Origin of the sequence: Variovorax sp. HW608 (assembly GCF_900090195.1) — a bacterium.
Classification (GTDB): domain Bacteria; phylum Pseudomonadota; class Gammaproteobacteria; order Burkholderiales; family Burkholderiaceae_C; genus Variovorax.
In genome coordinates, this window is sequence record NZ_LT607803.1 from 294,437 (window position 1) to 313,949 (window position 19,513).

A 19,513-nucleotide genomic window follows, 5' to 3' on the forward strand; every position below is an offset into this window, starting at 1 on the left:
GCGGGTGGGCGCGCTGTTCTCCTGGTTCGCCTGGCTCGCCCTCCTCGCTTTCTTCCTCGTCCCGTCGACTGCCGCTGCGCAGGCGCCGCGGCTGCAGGTCGAAGCCGCGCGCTCCGCGTGGGACGCCGCATCGCCGCCCCCTGAAGGCTGGACGCCGGTGACGCTGCCCGACAGCTGGACCGCCCGCTGGCCCGGCTTCGACGGCGTTGTCTGGTACCGCCTGCGATGGGACGAACCCGCCGACGTGGTTCTGCCGCGATCCACCGGCCTGATGATCGAATACATCAACATGGCCGGCGCGGTGTACCTGAACGGCAGCCTGATCGGCGGCGACAGCGAGCTGGTCGAGCCGCTCTCGCGCTCGTGGAACCTGCCGCGCTACTGGACACTCGACGCGCCGCTGCTGCGCCCCGGCACGAACGAGCTGCTGGTGCGCGTCTCGGGCCTCGCGACCTACCAGCCGTCACTCGGCGCCGTGACGCTCGGCGAGCCGCACGCGGTGCGCGCGCTGTACCGCGAGGCCGACCTCACGCGCCGCACGATGCAGATCCTCGGGATCGGGCTCACGCTGGGCATGGGTGTGCTCTATGGCATGTTCTGGCTCTTCCGCCGCCGGGAAGTGCCCTATGGCTGGTTCAGCCTGTTCACGCTGCTGTGGGCGCTCTACTCGTACAACAACGTCGCGGTCAGCCCGTGGCCCTTCGGCAGCACCGAGGCTTTCCAGCGCTTCAATCACCTGGCGATGTTCGCGAGCGTCGGAGCCTTCCTGATGTTCGCGCTGACCTACGGCGAGATCACGCACAAGGCGGCGCATCGCGCGGCGCTTGCCTTCACGGCCGCCGCGCTCGCGACGCTGGTGCTCTCGCCGTCGTCGGTGCAGGGCCCCTTGCGCAATGCCACAGTGCTGCTGACGCTGGCCACCTACTTCGCCGCCATTGCGCTGATCGTGCGCAACGCGATCCGGTCGCGGCGCACGGAAGCGGCGGTCCTCTCGCTCTGCCTCCTGATCCCGGTGGCCGCCGGGGTGCACGACACGCTGGTGTTCTTCGAATGGCTGCCTGGCGGCATCTACTACGCCACGCTGTCGGCCAGCGCGACGATGCTGGGCATCGCGTTCACGCTGACATGGCGCATGGTCAAGGGCATGCGGCTGGTCGAGAACTTCAACGTCGAACTGCAGCAGCGCGTCGCGCGGGCCACCCGCGAGCTCGCCGAAGTCCTGCGCCGCCAGCACGAGGCCGAACTGGAACAGACGCGCCTGGCCGAGCGCCTGAACCTGGTGCGCGACCTGCACGACGGCCTGGGCATGACCCTGAGCAGCCACATCAACACCCTCGGCAACAGCGAGGACGCGCAGGACGGCGTGGCGCTCTGGGCGCTGCGCGAGGTCAACGACGACCTGCGCCTGATCATCGAAAGCTCCACCTTCGACGACGACGACGACCTCGCGGAGCGCCTGGCGCCGCTTCGCCACCGCTGTACGCGGCTGCTGGAGGCGGCGGACATCGAATGCCGATGGACGCTCGAAGGCCTGCACGGCTGCCGGCTGGGCGGCAAGCGCGGCCTCGACTTCCTGCGCGTGGTGCAGGAGGGGCTCGCGAACGTCATCAAGCACAGCCGCGCCACGCAGGTGGGCATCGGCATCGAAGCCCGCCAGGGCGAACTGGTCTTGTCGATCCGCGACAATGGCCGTGGCTTTGCGAGCGAATCGACCGCATCCGCTGGCGCCCTCGCCGGCATGGGCCTGCGCAACATGAAGGTGCGCGCGTCGCGGCTTCGCGGCGCGTTGGAGATCCAATCCGGCGCTGCGGGCACCGTGCTGATGCTGCGCTGCCCGATCGAAGTGCGCCTGGCCGTCTGAATCATTTTCCCCGCCCGCCCCGTCATCCGAAGCGATGACGAAGGCTCGCCGGGCGGCCATCACATGAAAGGAGCTTGACATGATCGGGCTCGAAGGAATCTCCGCCCAGCGGGCACCCGTTTCGACGAAAAGCCCGATGGCGGCTGCGGACATCGTCTCCAACGTCGGCGACGTCAACTCCCTGGCCGTCGAAACGCAGCAACTGCTCGAAAGCCGCTTCTACCGCGAAGTGCTGGAGCCCTTCGGGCTGACGAACGTCGAAATGACACGGACGCCCCACTGTTTGGTCCTCAGCAGCATGGGGCGGCGCTCGACCTGCCGGTCGCTCGGTCTATCGCGGAGCAGCGCAGACGCCCTCGCAACGTTCGGACTTTCGTGAATTCTGACGTGGGTACATCGTCGAATTCGGAGGCTCCCCGCTGGAGTGGTCTTTTGGCGCGATAGAGTGACCCCATCATCAGGAAGCAGGGAGAACTGGCGAGTGCCCTACGCAGATTGCAAGGGTCGCTCGCGCGATTTTCATGACACCCACGAGGATCAGACTCACGGGGATGCACGGCGCGCCGTTCAGGCTTGGCGGGCCGATGCAGGTATTTGAAGGGAAGACTCTTCTCGGAACGCTGGATCCGGTCTCGGTCTTGAAGGACGGCACGGAAATCCACCTCGAGGCGTTCGCGCCAACCCAGGTCTTCTTGGATGAGCGTCGCCACGCGGGCCGTCTCCTCCTCTACGAGTTCTGCGCGTACGTCACCGAACACTTCCCGCAGATCCAGGCCATCAGCTTCGCGTTCGCGCGCCCGATCGACGCGGTCGGCCGGCCCGCGGAGCAGGCGGCATCCCGCGCCGAGGCAATGGAGCGCATCGGCGCCGTAAACATCGTGGTCAAGCCCCTGACGCTGGGAGCACATGTCGTCTCAGGCGTGTGGTCGTACAGCGAGGCGAACCTTGCGGCCTTGCGGGCGGCGCTTGAAGAGCAGCGGGCGATCTACCGAGACAAGCCCATCGTGAGGACGTCCCCTGCCAGGCTCGCTCTGGCCCGGCTGGCCGCCCTCGGGTCGAAGCGCAAGCGCGACGGTGGGTAGCATGGCGGCCCGCCCTTCCGCGGCCGCCGCGCAAGCACCCCCGGGTAAAATATAGCCCCCTATGTCCGACACCCAGCTCTCCCAGGATGGCCTGCGCTATGTCAAGAAGTCGCCAGGCTCCATCATCACCACCCCTCGCGCCGAATCCATGATGTCGTGCTTCAAGTGCGGCAAATTCGTACTGCGCACAACCATGACCTCGAAGCGCTTTCTCGGCAAGAACCACCTCGTCTGCGCGCCGAGGTGCCCATGAGCGAGACCCTCGACCTATTCGCCACCGAACGCTCCGCCGCTGTGCTTCGAACGCCTTCATGGCTCGGGCAAGGCGTTTATGAGGACATCGAGCTTGCATTCGAGCCAAGCGACTACAAGATCACCCCGGGTGATCGCTGGACGGTCGTCGCGCTGACGACGGGCCAGACGGTCTATTCAGGTATCGGGCCCGTGGAAATCGTCCGCGTCAAGGCCTGAGACTGCGGCAGCCGGCACCTTCGCGCAACGTGACGCGCCCCTCCCAGCGGTACCACCTCGATTCACGCAGCGCCGCCGGAACGCTCCAACGGGGCGTAAAGTCAGCACGGGTCTTCCGGTGCGCCTCTCTGGTCTGGATCGCATGGTCGTCGTTTGAATGATGCGGCCACGCCCCGTTTTCGGCACCAATGCCAACCATGCCCAACACCAAGATTTTCTTGTTCATCCAAGGAATGATTCGACAGACGACGCCTCACGCTCGGCTTGTCGAACACGCTGGGCAAACCGTTGCAACAGTGAGGCCGCCAATTCCGTCGGATGGATATTTGAAAGCAGCGAGGCCACGTCCCACCCCTCTGCCCTCAGCTTCTCCGCGCGCAACTCTATGCAGGCGACCAGGATGTCCGGTGTGAATTCTGGATGGAACTGTACCGACCAAACATCGCCACCATAGTGCAGGATTTGATGTGGGTCATGGCTTGTCCTGCCCAGAACCCGTGCTCCCTTGGGCGGCTCCAGGACGGTCTGTTCGTGGGTCAAGTTGACCCTGAAGTGCGGGGGCAGGTCCTTGAGAAGAACGTCCTCTTCATGGCCCTCCACGAGCGAGAGTTCGTATTGCCCGATTTCCCTGCCCTTGGGGTGATAGTCGACGACACCACCAAACGCGTAGGACATCAGTTGATGGCCGTAGCAGATGCCAAAGAGTGGCAAGCCGTCGGCGCGAGCTGCACGGAGCCACTGGGCCGTTCGCTCGCTCCAGTCCTCATGGTCGGTGACGTTGGACCACGAACCGGTCACGATGGCTCCAGCGCACGCGTGCGCGCCGGGCAGAGGCTCACCATCGAACGGGCGAACCACGCGCACCGCTGCGCCGGTGGTCGCGAGTGCCTTCTTTATCCAATCCGGCTGTTCTGCGACCCTTTGTCGAACGCCCTCGGGCGGATGTCCCATCTGCAGGACGAGCAATGGCTTCATCAAAGTGTCTCGCGCAAGAAGTTCACCGGCTTCTTCGCACGCTCGTCAACCGACAGCGAGAAGACGTCGGAGCGCGAGTAGTGGCCGACGACATCGAAGTCGTAGCGCGCCCGCACCAGCTCATCCAGGTCGATCCTGGCAACCAGGAGACCCGTCTCGTTCCGCAGAGGTCCGGCAATCACATCGCCCAGCGGGCCAACGATGACGCTGTTGCCCTGGATGAGCGGGCGCTCCGAATCCCATTGAGGAACCTCTATGCCCAAGGCTTTGGGTGACGGCTGGACCTGGCAAGCGCTGATGAGGAACATTCGACCCTCATGCGCGATGTGGCGCATGGATGCCAGCCATACATCGCGCTCATCGACCGTGGGCGCACACCAGACCTGGACACCTTTCGCGTACATGGCTGCACGCAGAAGAGGCAAATGGTTCTCCCAGCAGATGGCAGTGCCGAGCTTGCCCGCCGGGGAATCGACAACAGGCAGCGTCGAGCCGTCCCCCTGACCCCAGATCAGCCGCTCGGTGCCGGTTGGCATCAGCTTTCGGTGTTTTGCAACCAGCCCTTCATCCGGGGAGAAGAACAAGGCGGTGCAATAGAGCGTGCTCCCCCCACGCTCAATCACCCCGATGACCAGATGTGCCCCGGTTTCTCGGGACAGCGTGGCCAGTTCGGCGGTTTCCGGTCCGGGCACATCGATCGCATTCTCGAAGTAGCGCTCGTACGCCTGCCGTCCTTCGGGCGTCCGATACCCAAGATACGTGCCAAAGGTCTCCCCCTTCGGGTAGCCGCCCAGGAGTGCCTCTGGCAATACGACCAGGCGAGCGCCTGTCTCCTTGATCCGTGGGCCGAAGGCAAGGATGCTGCGCAGGGTTGCGGCCTTTCCCTCGGGAGAGGCGCCGATCTGAAGCGCGGCGACGATGGTTTGGGGCACGGGGGTACTCCGACGTTTGATTTGGTTGCGTCGATGGTGGCATTCGCGGCATCATGAATCAATATTGTTTCTCTCTTTTTGAGATGAATGAAATTGATTTCGAGCGGATGGACCTCAATCTGCTGAAGGTTTTCGAGGCGCTCTTCGAGGAAGGTGGTGCCGGTCGTGCTGCAGTTCGTCTCGGACTGACTCAGTCGGCTGTCAGCGCTGCACTCGGCCGCATGAGGAGGCTCTACGGCAACCGCCTGTTCGAGCGGACGGGGCGGGGGTTGCGTCCCACGCTTCTGGCCCACGAGCTGCGCCCGGTCATCGCTCAGGCCTTGGACAAGTGCCGACAGAGCTTGGCGCTGGCGAGCGCAGATGACTCGACACAAGCGATGCGCATGCTCGTCGTCGGCCTTTCCGATGACTTCGAGATTGCGATCGGGGCCACCTTGATCGAAGGGGCGCGGCGCCGGCTTCCTTCGCTGCGTTTGGTGCTGCGCCAGACCCACAGCCTGATCGTGAGCGATCAACTCGTAGACCGGGAGCTCGACTTGGCCGTCACCGCAGGCGGCGGTGCTTCGCGGCTACTGAGCAGGCAAGGCCTTGGAACCGGCGACTACGCCTGTGTTCTGGATGGGAGTCGAGGCGGTCTTGCACGACTCGAGCTCGACGAGTACTTGAGCCGTGAGCACATCCTGGTGTCCTCCGGCGGTTTCGTCGGCGTGGTTGACGATGCTTTGAAGGCCCAAGGGCTCACGCGCAAGATCAGGGCTTCGACCACCCACTTTGCCGCGCTGCCGCACCTTCTTGCGGGGTCGGATTGCGTCTGCACCCTGCCTCGGCACGCGGCGCTCGCCTTGGCAAGGCGCTGTGGCCTCCGCTACGCGGAGTGCCCATTGGCGTTGCCTCGCTTCTCGGTTGAGATGGCATGGCGTCGCGATGCACGGCGCGACGAGGTCATCGCAAAGTTCAGGACGATCGTGGACGAGATTTGCCAAGAGCACCTGGCACACGAACGATAGTTGGCAACCCATGAGGATCAGAATCACGGGCATGCACGGGGCACCGTTCAGGCTTGGCGGGCCGATGCAGGTATCTGAAGGGAAGACTCTTTTCAGGTCGCTCGTCCCGCTTCAGCGGAGCGATTTCCGCTCAAATCACGGATCTCATCCAAGTCGAGAACAGCTCAATCGTCGCGGCCTGCGAACTGTGAGGCATCGAGACGACGTAGAAGCCATAACCTGGCAGCGACAGCGGATTCCGAACATCCCGACCTGTTCTGGGGCTTGCGCGGTGGAGGCGGCAATTTCGGCATCGTCACGGCATTTGAATATCGGCTTCACAGCGTAGGCCCTGATCTGCTGGTCGGCTCCGTCCTTCACCGCTACGACCATGCCCGTGGTGCGATCAAGTTCTATCATGAGTTCTGCCGCCGGGCCGCCGATGAACTCAGCGTCGACGCAGGCCTCGTCACCCTTCCAACGGGCGAACGAGCCTTCAGCATTTCCGCCTGCTACATCGGCCGTCCCGAAGCCGGCAAGGACGCCCTCGATCCGCTCTTGAAGTTCGGCTCGCCCATCGACAGCGGCATCGCTGCCCGCCCCTACCTGCAGATTCAGTCCGCCGGCGACAGTCTCTTTCCGCGCGGCCGCCGCTATTACTGGAAAGCCCAGTTCCTCCGCGAGATCAGCGACGGTGCAATCGACGCGCTTTTGGAGATCTATGCCAAGGCCCCTTCACCGTCCGCGCTGCTGGTCTTCCAGCAGGTTGGCGGTGCGATCGCCCGCATCCCTTCCTCCGAGTCCCCCTATGAGAACCGCGACGCGCTCTACGACTGCTTCCCGCTGGCGATCTGGGACAGCCCCGCGGACGACCAGGCCAACATCCATTGGGCCCGCGACCTGTGGAGCGCTGTCAGCCCCTATTCGACGGGCGGCGTCTACGCCAACAATCTCGGCGATGAAGGCGAGGACCGGGTGCGCGCCGCTTATGGCGAGAACTATGCGCGGCTCGTCGAACTGAAGAACAAATACGACCCGACCAATTTCTTCCGCCTCAATCAGAACGTCCGGCCGACGGCCTGATTCCTGTCACGCGCGACGCGTGGGCCCAAGGCCCACGCTCCGGGGACCTGCGCCGAGCGAAACGGGCCGCAGAGCTGCCCGTCTTTGGGTGATCTCTTCGGCCGAATCAGCCCGACCGAGTCATCAGGCCGCTGCAGCCGTCTCAGCAGCCTCAGGTGTGGCGGCTGTCACAACAGGCGCCGCAGCCTTCGCGGTCGTGCGCGGGCTGCGGGTCTTGGCGGCAGTCTTGTTGGGAGCCTTCGCAGCAGCCCTGGGAGCCTTTGAGGCCTTGGGGGCAGCGCTTGCCTTCTTGGCCGGTGCGGCCTTCTTCGAAGGAGCACTCTTCTTTGCTGCGGCCTTCTTCGCGACCGGCTTTTCAACCTTTGCTTCGGGAGCTGCGACTTCGGCAACCTTGGCAGCAACCTTCTTGGCACGAATCGACGTCTTCACCGGCGTAGCAACTGCGCGGGCCTTCCGGGCCGCCTTCTTCGCCGCCGGCACGACAGGCGCCACGGCCTCTTTGGCCGCAGGTGCTGCAACGACACCCGATTGGTCAATGAGGAACTTGTCACGGTTGCGAGCCGAGGCAATCCAACCCGGCGCCTTGCCGAAGCCCGTCCAGGTCTTGCCTGTCTTCGGGTGCCGGTACTTGGGAACACCTGCGCCCTTGCGCACTGCCTTGGCGCCGTCGAGGGCCTTGCCGGCGACTGCCTTCAACGCCTTGGCGCCACGGCCAAAGATCTGTTCGACCGTCAGGCCAAATGTGGCAATCGATTCCCTGATTTGCGCAACGACCTTGGTCGTTTCAGCTGCGCGGAGCGCGGCAGCTTCTTTTTCGAGTTTGGCGATGGTGGCTTTGAGTTGCGCGTAGGACTTCGTCATTGAGTCTGGAACGTTTGAAGTTGAAGGAGTCATCACCCGCCGTCAAGAGAAGAACGGCCGGAGCGATACGCCAGACGAACACGCTGAAGGCAGAGCCGAATAGCAGCAAAAGAGTCTGCGAATCTGAATTCATTCATGCAAGTTCTGGTCGCGCGATTATTGCAGGACCAAAGGCCGGCTCACGCGCATCCAATCGCGGGGCGCTCGTCTGCTCGAAGGCCCAGACGCCCGCAGGTGCGTTCGCGACGAGGCCCCGGCAAAGCGCGGATCGCAGCTGTCGCCGACCCCCTGTCGCACCCGAGGCTCGCTCCGCTGGGATTGCCGCTGCCGGCTCTTGACCGACACGAAGCGAATGTTTGGGCCCTGGTTTCCCTGACAGCCGATAGGGGCTGACGAACTTCAGTGCCATCAGACGCATGTGGCCGTGCTCGGTGAACAGCCGCTCCCCCCATTGGGGACAAGCGCCCAAGCGCCCGACCCCAAGAAGGCCTGGCCTGGAACGAAGTCGCCTCGACGGTCTACTTACGTCGGAAGCGGGGCACTAGCATATGGAGCGAATTGGCGGAGATTTTCATTGACGTGCAGTTCCCGGCCCACAGCCGGGAATGCGCGCTGAGCGCAGTTTTCCCGATCGCAGATCTTGCAGCCCGCGCCGATGGGTGTCGCGGCATTGGCATCGTTCAGATCGAGTCCCGTGGCGTAGACGAGGCGGTGGGCATGCCGCACATCGCATCCCAATGCAACCGCGAACGTGCGGCCAGAAGCGCCGAATCCTCCGCGCTGGCGCGAAATGCAGCGCGCAATCCAGAGGTAAGTGCGCCCATCCGGCATGCGCGCCAGCTGCGTCAGAATCTTGCCCGGCTGTGCGAAGGCCTCGTACACATTCCAGAGCGGACAGGTACCGCCCGTTCGCGAAAAATGGAAGTCAGTGGCCGACTGGCGCTTGGAGATGTTGCCGGCGCGATCGACACGCACGAAGAAGAACGGGATGCCTTTGGCGTCGGGTCGTTGCATGGTGGAGAGCCGGTGGCAAACGGTCTCGAAGCTGACCCTGAATTGCTGGCTGAGCAGTTCGATGTCATAGCGCAAGGCCTCGGCCTCTGCCAAGAACCGTCGATAAGGCAGGAGCAATGCACCGGCGAAGTAGCTGGCAAAACCAATGCGCGCCAACGCACGTGCCTCGTCACTCCCAAAGCTCTCGTGATTGGCAAACGATTCAATGAGATCCGCCGCATCGAGCCGCGCAATCTGGGTCGCGAGCTGAAATGCACGCTGCCCGGGCTCAATGTCGGCCGAGAGGCTCAAGGTACGGTTGGACGGGCTGAATGCACGCACGACATCGGCGTCGTTGCCGATACGCCGTGCGTTGATCGTTGCAACTCCGTGCACCACGAGCAGATGTCTTTCGAGCAGGGGCACCATATCGCCCCCCACAGCGACGACATCGTCCAGTGCCTTCCCCCTGGCATCGTCACGATGCAGCCTCTCGAAGAGCTCCTCGGCTCGTTCGTCGAGCACGGCCATGTGGTTGTGCCGTTCATAGAAGAAGTCGCGCACTTGTTCGTATGGCTGCAGGGGTGCCATCGAGAGCTGGGGATTGCGATCGCCGTCCAGGCCATCCGCCAGTAGCGTCAGGCGTTCCTCGGCCGTTCTGCAACGCCGGTGCAGGCGCACCAGCACTTGTGCCATGGCGGGCAGCTGTCCGACCAGCGCCTGTACCTCCGACATTGGAACCGGCTCCTGCCCGCCGGCCTCGGCGACCACTTCGCGCAGTTCCGAAATGAGCCGTGCCTCTTCGTCCTCGGAAAAGAACTGCAGGTCGACACCCATGGCCGATTGCAGCCGCAGCAGCACCGGCACCGTGAGCGGTCGCTGATTGTTCTCGATCTGATTCAGGTAGCTCGGCGACAGCTTGAGGGCCTGCGCCAATGCGGCCTGCGTGATCCCGCGCTGCTCGCGCAAGGTCTTCAGTCGCACGCCCATGTAGGTCTTGTGCATCGTGGCTATATCTTCGCAAATATTGCAAATTGGCACCTTGGGCTTCGCAACTCTTCGCCACTTCAGCCCTAGGCAACGCGATTGTCCATTGCGAAGATTGCAAACACAACTTGGGATTTGATGAAAGTGAAACCCGCGATGACGACACAAGCCTCCGCTGCATCCTTCAAGCCGAAAAAATCGGTCGCCCTTTCAGGCGTCACCGCCGGCAACACCGCGCTATGCACCGTCGGCCGCACGGGCAACGACCTGCACTACCGCGGCTACGACATCCTGGATATCGCCGAGGTATGCGAATTCGAGGAGATCGCGCACCTGCTGGTGCACGGCAAGCTGCCCACGAGCGCCGAACTCAGGGCCTACAAGACGAAGCTGCGCGCCATGCGCGGCCTGCCCGCGAGCGTGAAGGAAGCGCTGGAGCGCCTGCCCGCCGGCGCGCACCCGATGGACGTGATGCGCACCGGCGTCTCGGCGCTGGGCTGCATCCTGCCCGAGAAGGATGACCACAACCTGCCTGGCGCAAGAGACATCGCCGACCGCCTGATGGCTTCGCTGGGTTCGATGCTGCTCTACTGGTATCACTGGAGCACACAGGGCAAGCGCATTGACGTGGAGACGGACGACGACTCCATCGGCGGTCACTTCCTTCATCTGCTGCATGGCGAGAAGCCTTCGGACACCTGGGTGCGGGCGATGCACACCTCGCTGAACCTGTACGCGGAGCATGAGTTCAACGCTTCCACTTTCACGGCACGCGTGATCGCGGGGACCGGCAGCGACATGTACTCGGCCATCGCCGGCGCGATCGGCGCGCTGCGCGGCCCAAAGCATGGCGGCGCGAACGAGGTGGCCTTCGAGACCCAGAAACGCTACGACACCCCGGATGAGGCCGAGGCCGACATCCGGAGCCGCGTGGAGGCCAAGGAGGTCGTGATCGGCTTCGGCCATCCGGTCTACACAGTGAGCGACCCGCGCAACGTGGTGATCAAGGAGGTCGCGAAGCGGCTGTCCGACGAGGCGGGCTCGCGCAAGATGTTCGACATCGCCGAGCGGCTGGAATCGGTGATGTGGGAGGTCAAGAAGATGTTCCCCAACCTCGACTGGTTCAGTGCGGTGAGCTACCACATGATGGGCGTGCCGACGGCGATGTTCACGCCGCTGTTCGTGATTGCGCGCACCAGCGGCTGGGCCGCGCACGTGATCGAGCAGCGCGTGGACAACAAGATCATCCGCCCGAGCGCGAACTATGTCGGGCCCGAGGACCTGAAGTACGTGCCGATCGGCGAGCGCGGGTAAGAAACCATGAATACGAAATACAGAAAGCGGTTACCAGGCACGACGCTGGAGTTCTTCGACGCGAAGGCCGCGGTAGACGCCATTCGACCCGGCGCCTGGGCTACCCTGCCCTACACCGCGCGCGTGCATGCCGAGAACCTGGTGCGCCGCTGCGACCCGGCGATCCTCGACGCGTGCCTTCAGCAGATCATCGAACGCCGGCGCGACCGCGACTTTCCGTGGTTTCCGGTCCGCGTGGTCTGCCACGACATCCTGGGCCAGACCGCGCTGGTCGACCTGGCGGGCTTGCGCGATGCGATCGCGGCCGAGGGCGGCGATCCGGCGCAGGTGAATCCGGTTGTGCCGGTGCAGCTCATCGTGGACCACTCGCTGGCCGTGGAGTGCGGCGGCTTCGACCCCGACGCCTTCGCCAAGAACCGCGCGATCGAGGACCGTCGAAACGAAGACCGCTTCCACTTCATCGAATGGACGAAGCGGGCCTTCGCCAACGTCGACGTGATCCCCGCAGGCAACGGGATCATGCATCAGATCAACCTGGAGAAGATGTCGCCGGTGGTCTACGTACAGGACGGCGTGGCCTTCCCCGACACCTGCGTGGGCACCGACAGCCACACGCCGCATGTCGATGCGCTGGGCGTGATCGCCGTGGGTGTAGGTGGACTGGAGGCGGAGAACGTCATGCTGGGCCGCGCGTCGTGGATGCGCCTGCCCGACATCGTGGGCGTGGAGCTGACCGGACAGCGCCAGCCGGGTATCACCGCCACCGACATCGTGCTCGCGCTCACCGAGTTCCTGCGCAATGAAAAGGTTGTCGGCGCCTACCTGGAGTTCTTCGGCGAGGGCGCGCGCGGCCTGACCATCGGGGACCGCGCCACCATCTCCAACATGTGCCCGGAGTACGGTGCGACTGCTGCTCTCTTCTACATCGACCAGCAAACGATCGACTACCTGAAGCTCACCGGCCGTGACGACGAGCAGGTGAAGCTCGTCGAGCACTACGCGAAGACGGCCGGCTTCTGGGCCAGCGAGCTCGAGAGCGCGCAGTACGAGCGCGTGCTGAAGTTCGACCTGTCCGCCGTCGTGCGAAACATGGCCGGGCCCTCGAATCCGCACCGACGGCTGCCGACCTCCGCGCTGCAGGAGCGCGGCATCGCGGTCGACCTCGACAAGGCCCGTGCTCAAGAGGCGCAGGGCCTGATGCCCGACGGGGCCGTGATCATCGCGGCCATCACGAGTTGCACCAACACGAGCAATCCGCGCAACGTGATCGCCGCAGCGCTGTTGGCGCGCAATGCGAATGCGCGAGGCCTCAAGCGCAAGCCCTGGGTCAAGACGTCGCTCGCGCCCGGTTCGAAGGCGGTGGAGCTTTATCTGAAGGAAGCGGATCTGCTCGGCGAGCTGGAGCAGCTCGGCTTCGGCATCGTCGCTTTCGCGTGCACCACCTGCAATGGCATGAGCGGTGCGCTTGATCCGAAGATCCAGCAGGAGATCATCGATCGCGACCTCTACGCCACGGCAGTGCTGTCGGGCAATCGCAACTTCGACGGGCGCATCCATCCCTATGCCAAGCAGGCCTTTCTGGCCTCGCCACCGTTGGTGGTGGCCTATGCGATTGCCGGCACCATCCGGCTCGACATCGAGCAGGATGTGCTGGGCATCGATGCGCAAGGCAAGGAAGTGCGCCTCAAGGACATCTGGCCGAGCGACGAGGAGATCGACGCGATCGTCGCTGCGAGCGTCAGGCCCGATCACTTCCGCCAGGTCTACGAGCCGATGTTCGCGATCCGGGCGGATGACGGTGAGCGGGCAAGCCCGCAATACGACTGGCGGCCGCAATCCACCTACATCCGCCGCCCGCCCTACTGGGACACTGATGGCGTGGGCGCGCTCGCGGCCAATCCGCGCACGCTCAAGGGCATGCGGCCGCTGGCGCTTCTGCCGGACAACATCACGACCGACCACCTCTCACCGTCCAACGCCATCCTGATGAATTCCGCCGCCGGCGAATACCTTCACCGGATGGGCCTGCCCGAAGAGGACTTCAACTCGTACGCGACCCACCGCGGCGACCACCTGACCGCGATGCGCGCGACCTTCGCAAACCCGACGCTGAAGAACGAGATGGTGCGCAACGCCGACGGCAGCGTGAAGGCGGGCTCGCTGGCCCGTATCGAGCCGGAAGGCAAGGTCGTTCGCATGTGGGAAGCGATCGAGACCTATCTCGTTCGCCGGCAGCCGCTCATCGTGATCGCGGGCGCGGACTACGGCCAGGGATCGAGCCGCGACTGGGCAGCCAAGGGTGTGCGCCTGGCCGGCGTGGAAACGGTGGTGGCCGAGGGCTTCGAGCGCATCCACCGCACCAACCTCATCGGCATGGGTGTGCTGCCGCTGGAATTCAAGCCGGGCACGAACCGCCTGACGCTCCGGCTCGACGGCACAGAGACCTACGACGTCATCGGCAAGCGCACGCCGCGCGCGAGTCTGGCCCTTGTCATCCATCGCAAGAGCGGCGAGACGCTGCATGTGCCCGTGACCTGCCGTCTCGACACGGCCGAGGAAGTCTCGATCTACGAGGCCGGCGGCGTGCTGCAGCGCTTTGCGCAGGACTTCCTGGCCGGACAGGAGTGCGTCGCGTGACCACAATCGGCCCCATGAACGCAGCACCCCAGATCAGAATTCCCGCCACCTACATGCGCGGCGGCACCAGCAAGGGCGTGTTCTTCCGCCTGCAGGACCTGCCCGACTCGGCTCAGCAACCGGGCCCCGCCCGCGACCGTTTGCTGCAGCGCGTGGTCGGCAGCCCCGATCCCTATGGCAAGCAGATCGACGGCATGGGCGGCGCCACCTCGTCGACTTCCAAGGCCGTCATCCTGTCGGCCTCCAGTCGCCCGGACCATGAGGTGGACTACCTGTTCGGCCAGGTGTCCATCGACAGCGCCTTCGTCGACTGGTCGGGCAACTGCGGCAACCTGTCGGCGGCGGTCGGACCTTTTGCGATCGGCAACGGCCTGCTGCCGGCCGAGCGCATTCCGCAGGACGGCATCTGCACCGTTCGCATCTGGCAGGCCAACATCGGCAAGACCATCGTCGCCCATGTGCCGATCACCGGCGGGCAGGTGCAGGAGACGGGCGACTTCGAGCTCGATGGCGTGACCTTCCCGGCCGCCGAGGTGCAGCTCGAATTCCTCGATCCGGCGGACGAGGGTGAAGGCGAAGGCGGCACAACCATGTTCCCGACCGGCCGGTTGGTCGACGAGCTGGAAGTGCCGGGCGTGGGAACGTTCAAGGCCACGCTGATCAATGCCGGCATCCCGACCGTCTTCGTGAATGCGAGCGACATCGGCTACACGGGCACCGAGCTGCAGGATGCGATCAACAGCGATGCTCAGGCGCTGGCGCGCTTCGAGGCCATCCGTGCGTGGGGCGCCGTGAAGATGGGCCTGATCAAGGAGATCGGCGAGGCGGCGAAGCGCCAGCACACGCCGAAGGTCGCCTTCGTCGCGCCGCCTGCGGATTACGTGGCCTCCAGCGGCAAGGCCGTACGGGCGGCGGACGTCGATCTGCTGGTGCGCGCCCTCTCCATGGGCAAGCTGCACCACGCGATGATGGGCACGGCGGCCGTGGCGATCGGCACCGCGGCGGCGATTCCCGGCACGCTCGTCAATCTCGCTGCGGGCGGCGGCGAGCGCAACGCCGTGCGCTTCGGCCATCCCTCGGGCACGCTGCGCGTGGGCGCCGAAGCCATGCGGGCCGATGGGCAGTGGCAAGTGACCAAGGCCGTCATGAGCCGAAGCGCCCGTGTGTTGATGGAAGGCTGGGTGCGCGTGCCCGGCGACAGTTTCTGATTGGAAGTTCACGTATGTCCATGTCTACCCGCAAGCAACTCAAATCCCTCGCCGAAGCGCGCCGTGGCGTGCTGGTGCCGGGTGCCTTCAACGCGCTCTCGGCCAAGGTGATCGAGGACCTCGGCTTCGAGGCAATCTACGTCACCGGCGCCGGCGTCACCAACATGTGGTTCGGCATGCCCGACCAAGGCTTCATGGGGCTGGCGGAAATCGCGGATCACACCGCGCGCATCCGTGATGCGGTGCGGCTGCCGCTGATCGTCGACGCCGACACCGGCTTCGGCAATGCGCTCAACGTGCACCACACCGTGCGCGTGCTGGAGCGTGCCGGAGCGGACTGCATCCAGTTCGAGGACCAGGTTGCGCCCAAGCGTTGCGGCCATTTCTCGGGCAAGGAGGTGATCTCGACAGAGGAAGCCGTAAGCAAGATCAAGGCGGCCGTCGATGCGCGCCAGGATGCGGACCTCATGATCATGGCCCGCACCGATGCGGCAGCCATTCACGGCTTCGAAGCGGCCATCGAACGCGCTCAGAAGTTCGCCGAGGCCGGCGCTGACATCCTCTTCGTCGAGGCCGTGACCACGGCTGAGGAAGTTCGTGCATTGCCCCGGCGCCTGGGAAAGCCTCAGTTGATGAACATGGTCATCGGTGGTCGTACACCGATCTTCAATGCCGAGCAACTCGGCGAGCTCGGCTACGGCATCGTGCTCTATGCCAATGCCGCGCTGCAGGGTGCGGTGGCCGGCATGCAGAAGGCACTGACGGTGCTGCGCGACGAGAAGGAAGTGCAGGAATCGAGCGGGCTCGTCACGCCCTTCGCTGAACGACAGCGACTGGTCGGCAAGCCGGAATGGGATGCGATGGAGAAACGCTACACATGAACCGTCGCGCGGCGCCAACTTCTACCTTGGCCCGCGTGATCGTCCTGGAGATCTGTTCCTCCCCATAAAGGACGGTCATTCCATCAGCGGTCAATGTCGCGGGTGACGACGCCCAAAACGCCCGCAACGATGCCCTGACCCACGAACTGAAGTACCGTCACCCCAAGGTGGGCTACCTGTCGAACGGCAGGGATGCCCGCCCATAGCTTTTCTTCCGCCCTCAAGCCGGCCTGCGCCGCAGGCGCTCCCGGTAGAGCACAGCTCCAATCCAGCCAAGAACCGCCCAGTCATCATCAGTGAGGTGGTCGCGCGCCAGATCCATCCACCCCGCCAGCTCGGCAATCGCATCGTCCAGGCCCTCGTTGCTGCCCTGGAGGTCCAGCGTGAGAGAAAGCAGCTCGAACAGCTCGATGTTCGGGTGAGACATTAGCCCAGTCTGCGCCGCGTACGCGTCACCTTCAAGACGGCTCGACGAGGGGGCTACTTGAGTTCGTGAAAGTTGGTCTCGATCCAGACCCTGCCCTCCTCATTGAGGGCAAAGGTGAGCGCCTTTTCCTTCGACAGCCGCCCGGCCCGGATGTCCTTGGAAAGCGGGTTCTCACTCGACAGGTCATCTCGCCGACGGTTGTAGGTGTGCTCATGGCCATCGTCGTCGAAATACGTGTACGACACCGCGATCCCGTCAAGGTTTGCCAGCGGCTGCAGGAAAGCGATGAACCGTGATGCGCTGATGCCGTCGGCCTTGATGGCGTTCCAGTGCTTCAGGAGCACAGCATTGGTCACGTCGGGCTTCCCAGTTGGAGCCTCGCGGACCGCATCCACGTGCGAGGAGCCGGCCCTCGCCGGAGCCTCGGCCTCGCTCGCCTGACCGTTCTTGCGGAAGAAGTCGGCCACGATTTCCGAGAATGTCCGTGTGTCGGACGGAACTCTCTCCCGTGCAGGAATGGCCTCCAGGCTATGTGGCAATGTACTCATGTCCGCACTGTCCATGGTTCCCCTTTCAGGTGTTCGTTGAAAGCGTTGGCCGATCCTACTGCCGGGGTGTGCGCTCAGTGATGTCGCGGCGCAACGAGCGTTCCGAAGCGTGAAGGAATTGGCTGGGTGGGGAGATGGCTGTGTCAGCAGTCTTCGATGGCTAAGGCCAGCTGTGTGGGATGGGGGGCTTGCCACTGGCACGAGAGATATGGGCTCACCTGGGCGGCATGCGCCCTGACCAGCGTAGATCACGCGGGGGCGACGGTGCGGCTGTGGCGATCGCTCGTCGCCGGCCAGATGTCCACCTGCTTCCGGAAGCACATCGAAGCGAGCGACTGCCAACTTCGATCTCCGAACAAATGGCGCTTATCTGGCGCATCGATGGCGCAGTTCATGCCTCGCCGACGATTCCTGTCCCTGGCACAGGAATCGACGAATACAGCCCACGACTTGCACGCTCCCGAACAGGGACCAGCAGTTCCGGCAAGAGTGCGCTGGCCTTTTCGCTGAGGCTGGCCAGCAGCGCCACCACTTCGTTGAAATTCTGCCCGGTGAGTTCGAAACGGGCCGGAGCCTCCTGGACAATTCTCTCGATCCGGCCGTCCGCGTCGTATTTGGAACCTTGCGAGGCCAAAGAGCCGGGCAGATTCTTGAAGCGCACGCTGATGTTCACGTAGAACATCCATGGGGCAGCGCCGGAGTTCCAGCCGCTTCCCTGAAGCCGCAGCATTTCAACATACTCGTCGTGCTCTCGGCTAAAGGTGTTCCTGAACTTCTTGAAGCCTCTCCTCTTGAGTGCTGCTCTATGAAGTTCGGATGCGAGCGCTCTCCCCAACGCGCGTGCTGACATGACAAGCTTCGTCCTTGAATGGGCCGAGACACCCAATGAATTCTGTGGCGCATGCGACCGGCCGCTCACCGCCCGTCCGGCGGCGATGCCGTTTCGATGTCGATGAACCTCGGCTGCCTCGTGAGCACCAGGGATCGAATCCTGAGGCGTGCCCGAAGATCGAGCCGATATGCGGTGCGCGGTATGCCAAGCGTTCAAGGCATGCATGCAGGGCTCAAGACCCCACAGCGAAGCGACGCTTGGCTCGGATGCCGAAAACGCGCGCGAACGATCAGGCCGCGAGTTCCTCCAATGTGCGTCCCTTCGCGAGTGCCTCGGTGAGCCACTTGGGTCGTGGACCGAATCCAGACCAGAAGTGACCCGCATCATCCCTGTAGCTGACCTTGGACTTGCGCTTTTTCGTCGCGGACTTCACGCGCGATGGTTGCACCTTCGAGGTCGAATTCGGCAAACCCCCGGCCGCCAGTTCTTCGAGCGTCTTTCCTGACGCCAGGGCATCACGCAACCAGCGCGGACGCGGACCACGGCCGCTCCAGGAGTTGCCCAGGCCATCGGAATAGCCAACTTTCAAATCTTTTGACTTAAAGGACTTGGGCGTCGCGCGTATGGACTTAGCCTTTGAACCATATCCGAGTTGCTCGGCCGTGAGGCCGTAGTGCGCAATAGCGACCTTGATGCGAGAAATAACGCCCGCGACTTCCTGTTCGCGGATGCTGTCTGCCTGGCGCTGCAGCGCTTCGATCTGCTTTTGAATCTGCTCGTAGGTCTGAGTCACGATCGTTTACCTCATCGAATTGGAGAGTGCAACTCTAACGGATTCCAGTAACCGTCATCGCCAAACACCGACTCATCGCATTCAATTGCGGCACGAGCATCGACTGGCATTCCTGGATACCCAACCCAAAGAAGATCAGAGAGAACGCAGCAAAGTGGCATGGCAATCACACGTTCGACATCCGTCACGAGTCCCTGCGTTTGAGCATTGGATGAACCGGCTGAGTTGACGCGAGGGGCCGTAGCTCCACCCTGGAACACCAGTGACAGCAGTTGCTGGGCCGGAAGCCGAACGCGTGAGTCTCCGGACGTCAGACCGCACAACGCATGTGGCCGCCTAGGAACCACGGAGTCGCGGTCGCGCACACCCTCTGCGCTCAGGCGAGCGGCTTCCGCGCAGAGTGCCAAAGCCGGTGCCCCAGTTTGAGACAGGCCAATCAACGAAAAAACAAACTAACTGGAAGCCAATGCCAAATCGGCACCAACAACCCCGCACGCAACGCCACCCTGTCTCCGCCGGAGAAATGCTGCCTTTCTACTCGTGTTCTCCGTTAGCTTGTTTTATCCTCCTCGCCCATGCTTATGAATCCATCTCTCTCGCTGTTCGAGGAACTGCCACCCACCGGACACGTACTCGCCTTTG

Annotated in this window: 19 protein-coding genes; 11 read left to right on the forward strand and 8 right to left on the reverse strand. The window is 63.8% G+C overall.

From position 1 onward, the window contains the following. Nucleotides 1–4 precede the first annotated feature (4 nt). The 5 genes from VAR608DRAFT_RS01295 to VAR608DRAFT_RS01315 all read left to right on the forward strand — a co-directional run bounded on the left by VAR608DRAFT_RS01295 (nt 5) and on the right by VAR608DRAFT_RS01315 (nt 3,414). Nucleotides 5–1,861, forward strand: coding sequence for a sensor histidine kinase (locus VAR608DRAFT_RS01295; RefSeq protein WP_172843789.1), 1,857 nt, complete (start codon nt 5–7; stop codon nt 1,859–1,861). Between the two features lie 79 nt (nt 1,862–1,940). Then, nucleotides 1,941–2,240: a hypothetical protein gene (locus VAR608DRAFT_RS37535; protein ID WP_088952422.1), complete on the forward strand. Its 300-nt coding sequence runs from the start codon at nt 1,941–1,943 to the stop codon at nt 2,238–2,240. A gap of 172 nt (nt 2,241–2,412) precedes the next feature. Then, entirely contained in the window at nt 2,413–2,943 is a 531-nt protein-coding gene (locus VAR608DRAFT_RS01305; RefSeq protein ID WP_088952423.1) for a hypothetical protein, read from the forward strand. Between the two features lie 61 nt (nt 2,944–3,004). Next, nucleotides 3,005–3,196 carry a hypothetical protein gene (locus VAR608DRAFT_RS01310; protein ID WP_088952424.1) on the forward strand — a complete coding sequence of 64 codons (192 nt, stop codon included), beginning with the start codon at nt 3,005–3,007 and terminating at the stop codon, nt 3,194–3,196. After that, the gene (locus VAR608DRAFT_RS01315; RefSeq protein ID WP_088952425.1) at nt 3,193–3,414 is read left to right on the forward strand and encodes a hypothetical protein; all 222 of its coding nucleotides are present in this window, start codon (nt 3,193–3,195) and stop codon (nt 3,412–3,414) included. Before VAR608DRAFT_RS01310 ends, VAR608DRAFT_RS01315 begins: the two co-directional genes overlap by 4 nt. Before the next feature lie 222 nt (nt 3,415–3,636). On the opposite strand, the gene VAR608DRAFT_RS01320 is transcribed toward VAR608DRAFT_RS01315, so the two are convergent. Continuing rightward, on the reverse strand, nt 3,637–4,389 hold the full coding sequence (locus VAR608DRAFT_RS01320) for a glutamine amidotransferase (RefSeq protein ID WP_088952426.1): 753 nt from the start codon (nt 4,387–4,389) through the stop codon (nt 3,637–3,639). After that, the gene (locus tag VAR608DRAFT_RS01325) at nt 4,389–5,321 is read right to left on the reverse strand and encodes a carbon-nitrogen hydrolase family protein (RefSeq protein WP_088952427.1); all 933 of its coding nucleotides are present in this window, start codon (nt 5,319–5,321) and stop codon (nt 4,389–4,391) included. Before VAR608DRAFT_RS01325 ends, VAR608DRAFT_RS01320 begins: the two co-directional genes overlap by 1 nt. A 53-nt stretch (nt 5,322–5,374) precedes the next feature. On the opposite strand from VAR608DRAFT_RS01325, the gene VAR608DRAFT_RS01330 reads away from it, so the two are divergent. Both VAR608DRAFT_RS01330 and VAR608DRAFT_RS01335 read left to right on the forward strand, forming a co-directional pair. After that, nucleotides 5,375–6,328, forward strand: a complete 954-nt coding sequence (locus VAR608DRAFT_RS01330; RefSeq protein WP_331713017.1) for a LysR substrate-binding domain-containing protein — start codon at nt 5,375–5,377, stop codon at nt 6,326–6,328. 264 nt (nt 6,329–6,592) lie between these two features. Continuing rightward, entirely contained in the window at nt 6,593–7,390 is a 798-nt protein-coding gene (locus VAR608DRAFT_RS01335; protein ID WP_231973114.1) for a BBE domain-containing protein, read from the forward strand. Between the two features lie 123 nt (nt 7,391–7,513). Here VAR608DRAFT_RS01335 and VAR608DRAFT_RS38210 read toward each other — a convergent pair whose 3' ends face one another. Continuing rightward, nucleotides 7,514–8,251: an H-NS histone family protein gene (locus VAR608DRAFT_RS38210; RefSeq protein ID WP_172843790.1), complete on the reverse strand. Its 738-nt coding sequence runs from the start codon at nt 8,249–8,251 to the stop codon at nt 7,514–7,516. Nucleotides 8,252–8,773: 522 nt separating this feature from the next. Beyond that, nucleotides 8,774–10,249, reverse strand: coding sequence for a short-chain fatty acyl-CoA regulator family protein (locus VAR608DRAFT_RS01345; protein WP_088952431.1), 1,476 nt, complete (start codon nt 10,247–10,249; stop codon nt 8,774–8,776). Nucleotides 10,250–10,387: 138 nt separating this feature from the next. On the opposite strand from VAR608DRAFT_RS01345, the gene prpC reads away from it, so the two are divergent. Genes prpC through VAR608DRAFT_RS01365 form a run of 4 tightly spaced genes read left to right on the forward strand, consistent with a single transcriptional unit; the run spans nt 10,388 to nt 16,271 of the window. Further along, nucleotides 10,388–11,545, forward strand: a complete 1,158-nt coding sequence (prpC, locus tag VAR608DRAFT_RS01350; RefSeq protein WP_088952432.1) for a bifunctional 2-methylcitrate synthase/citrate synthase — start codon at nt 10,388–10,390, stop codon at nt 11,543–11,545. A 6-nt stretch (nt 11,546–11,551) separates the two neighbouring features. Then, nucleotides 11,552–14,182 carry a Fe/S-dependent 2-methylisocitrate dehydratase AcnD gene (gene acnD / locus VAR608DRAFT_RS01355; protein ID WP_088952433.1) on the forward strand — a complete coding sequence of 877 codons (2,631 nt, stop codon included), beginning with the start codon at nt 11,552–11,554 and terminating at the stop codon, nt 14,180–14,182. A 14-nt stretch (nt 14,183–14,196) separates the two neighbouring features. Continuing rightward, nucleotides 14,197–15,390 carry a 2-methylaconitate cis-trans isomerase PrpF gene (prpF, locus tag VAR608DRAFT_RS01360; RefSeq protein WP_088952434.1) on the forward strand — a complete coding sequence of 398 codons (1,194 nt, stop codon included), beginning with the start codon at nt 14,197–14,199 and terminating at the stop codon, nt 15,388–15,390. Nucleotides 15,391–15,410: 20 nt separating this feature from the next. Then, nucleotides 15,411–16,271 (forward strand): isocitrate lyase/PEP mutase family protein, encoded by an 861-nt coding sequence (locus tag VAR608DRAFT_RS01365; RefSeq protein ID WP_088958540.1) that lies wholly within the window; start codon nt 15,411–15,413, stop codon nt 16,269–16,271. Nucleotides 16,272–16,491: 220 nt separating this feature from the next. Here VAR608DRAFT_RS01365 and VAR608DRAFT_RS01370 read toward each other — a convergent pair whose 3' ends face one another. The 4 genes from VAR608DRAFT_RS01370 to VAR608DRAFT_RS37735 form a co-directional block, all read right to left on the reverse strand. Continuing rightward, the gene (locus tag VAR608DRAFT_RS01370; RefSeq protein WP_088952435.1) at nt 16,492–16,698 is read right to left on the reverse strand and encodes a hypothetical protein; all 207 of its coding nucleotides are present in this window, start codon (nt 16,696–16,698) and stop codon (nt 16,492–16,494) included. 53 nt (nt 16,699–16,751) lie between these two features. After that, a complete protein-coding gene (locus VAR608DRAFT_RS01375; protein WP_088952436.1) occupies nt 16,752–17,165 on the reverse strand; it encodes a hypothetical protein in 414 nt (137 codons plus the stop codon). Nucleotides 17,166–17,637: 472 nt separating this feature from the next. Then, the gene (locus VAR608DRAFT_RS01380) at nt 17,638–18,303 is read right to left on the reverse strand and encodes a DUF4304 domain-containing protein (protein WP_157730540.1); all 666 of its coding nucleotides are present in this window, start codon (nt 18,301–18,303) and stop codon (nt 17,638–17,640) included. A 64-nt stretch (nt 18,304–18,367) separates the two neighbouring features. Further along, on the reverse strand, nt 18,368–18,871 hold the full coding sequence (locus tag VAR608DRAFT_RS37735) for an H-NS family nucleoid-associated regulatory protein (protein ID WP_088952438.1): 504 nt from the start codon (nt 18,869–18,871) through the stop codon (nt 18,368–18,370). Between the last annotated feature and the right edge of the window lie 642 nt (nt 18,872–19,513).

Bases quoted from the DNA above. Each gene is read 5' to 3' on its own strand.
- VAR608DRAFT_RS37535 (WP_088952422.1), top strand. From the start codon at position 1,941: ATGATCGGGCTCGAAGGAATCTCCGCCCAGCGGGCACCCGTTTCGACG.
- VAR608DRAFT_RS01305 (WP_088952423.1), top strand. From the start codon at position 2,413: ATGCACGGCGCGCCGTTCAGGCTTGGCGGGCCGATGCAGGTATTTGAA.
- VAR608DRAFT_RS01310 (WP_088952424.1), top strand. From the start codon at position 3,005: ATGTCCGACACCCAGCTCTCCCAGGATGGCCTGCGCTATGTCAAGAAG.
- VAR608DRAFT_RS01315 (WP_088952425.1), top strand. From the start codon at position 3,193: ATGAGCGAGACCCTCGACCTATTCGCCACCGAACGCTCCGCCGCTGTG.
- VAR608DRAFT_RS01320 (WP_088952426.1), bottom strand. From the start codon at position 4,389: ATGAAGCCATTGCTCGTCCTGCAGATGGGACATCCGCCCGAGGGCGTT.
- VAR608DRAFT_RS01330 (WP_331713017.1), top strand. From the start codon at position 5,375: ATGAATCAATATTGTTTCTCTCTTTTTGAGATGAATGAAATTGATTTC.
- VAR608DRAFT_RS38210 (WP_172843790.1), bottom strand. From the start codon at position 8,251: ATGACGAAGTCCTACGCGCAACTCAAAGCCACCATCGCCAAACTCGAA.
- VAR608DRAFT_RS01345 (WP_088952431.1), bottom strand. From the start codon at position 10,249: ATGCACAAGACCTACATGGGCGTGCGACTGAAGACCTTGCGCGAGCAG.
- prpC (WP_088952432.1), top strand. From the start codon at position 10,388: ATGACGACACAAGCCTCCGCTGCATCCTTCAAGCCGAAAAAATCGGTC.
- acnD (WP_088952433.1), top strand. From the start codon at position 11,552: ATGAATACGAAATACAGAAAGCGGTTACCAGGCACGACGCTGGAGTTC.
- prpF (WP_088952434.1), top strand. From the start codon at position 14,197: ATGAACGCAGCACCCCAGATCAGAATTCCCGCCACCTACATGCGCGGC.
- VAR608DRAFT_RS01365 (WP_088958540.1), top strand. From the start codon at position 15,411: ATGTCTACCCGCAAGCAACTCAAATCCCTCGCCGAAGCGCGCCGTGGC.
- VAR608DRAFT_RS01370 (WP_088952435.1), bottom strand. From the start codon at position 16,698: ATGTCTCACCCGAACATCGAGCTGTTCGAGCTGCTTTCTCTCACGCTG.
- VAR608DRAFT_RS01380 (WP_157730540.1), bottom strand. From the start codon at position 18,303: ATGCATGCCTTGAACGCTTGGCATACCGCGCACCGCATATCGGCTCGA.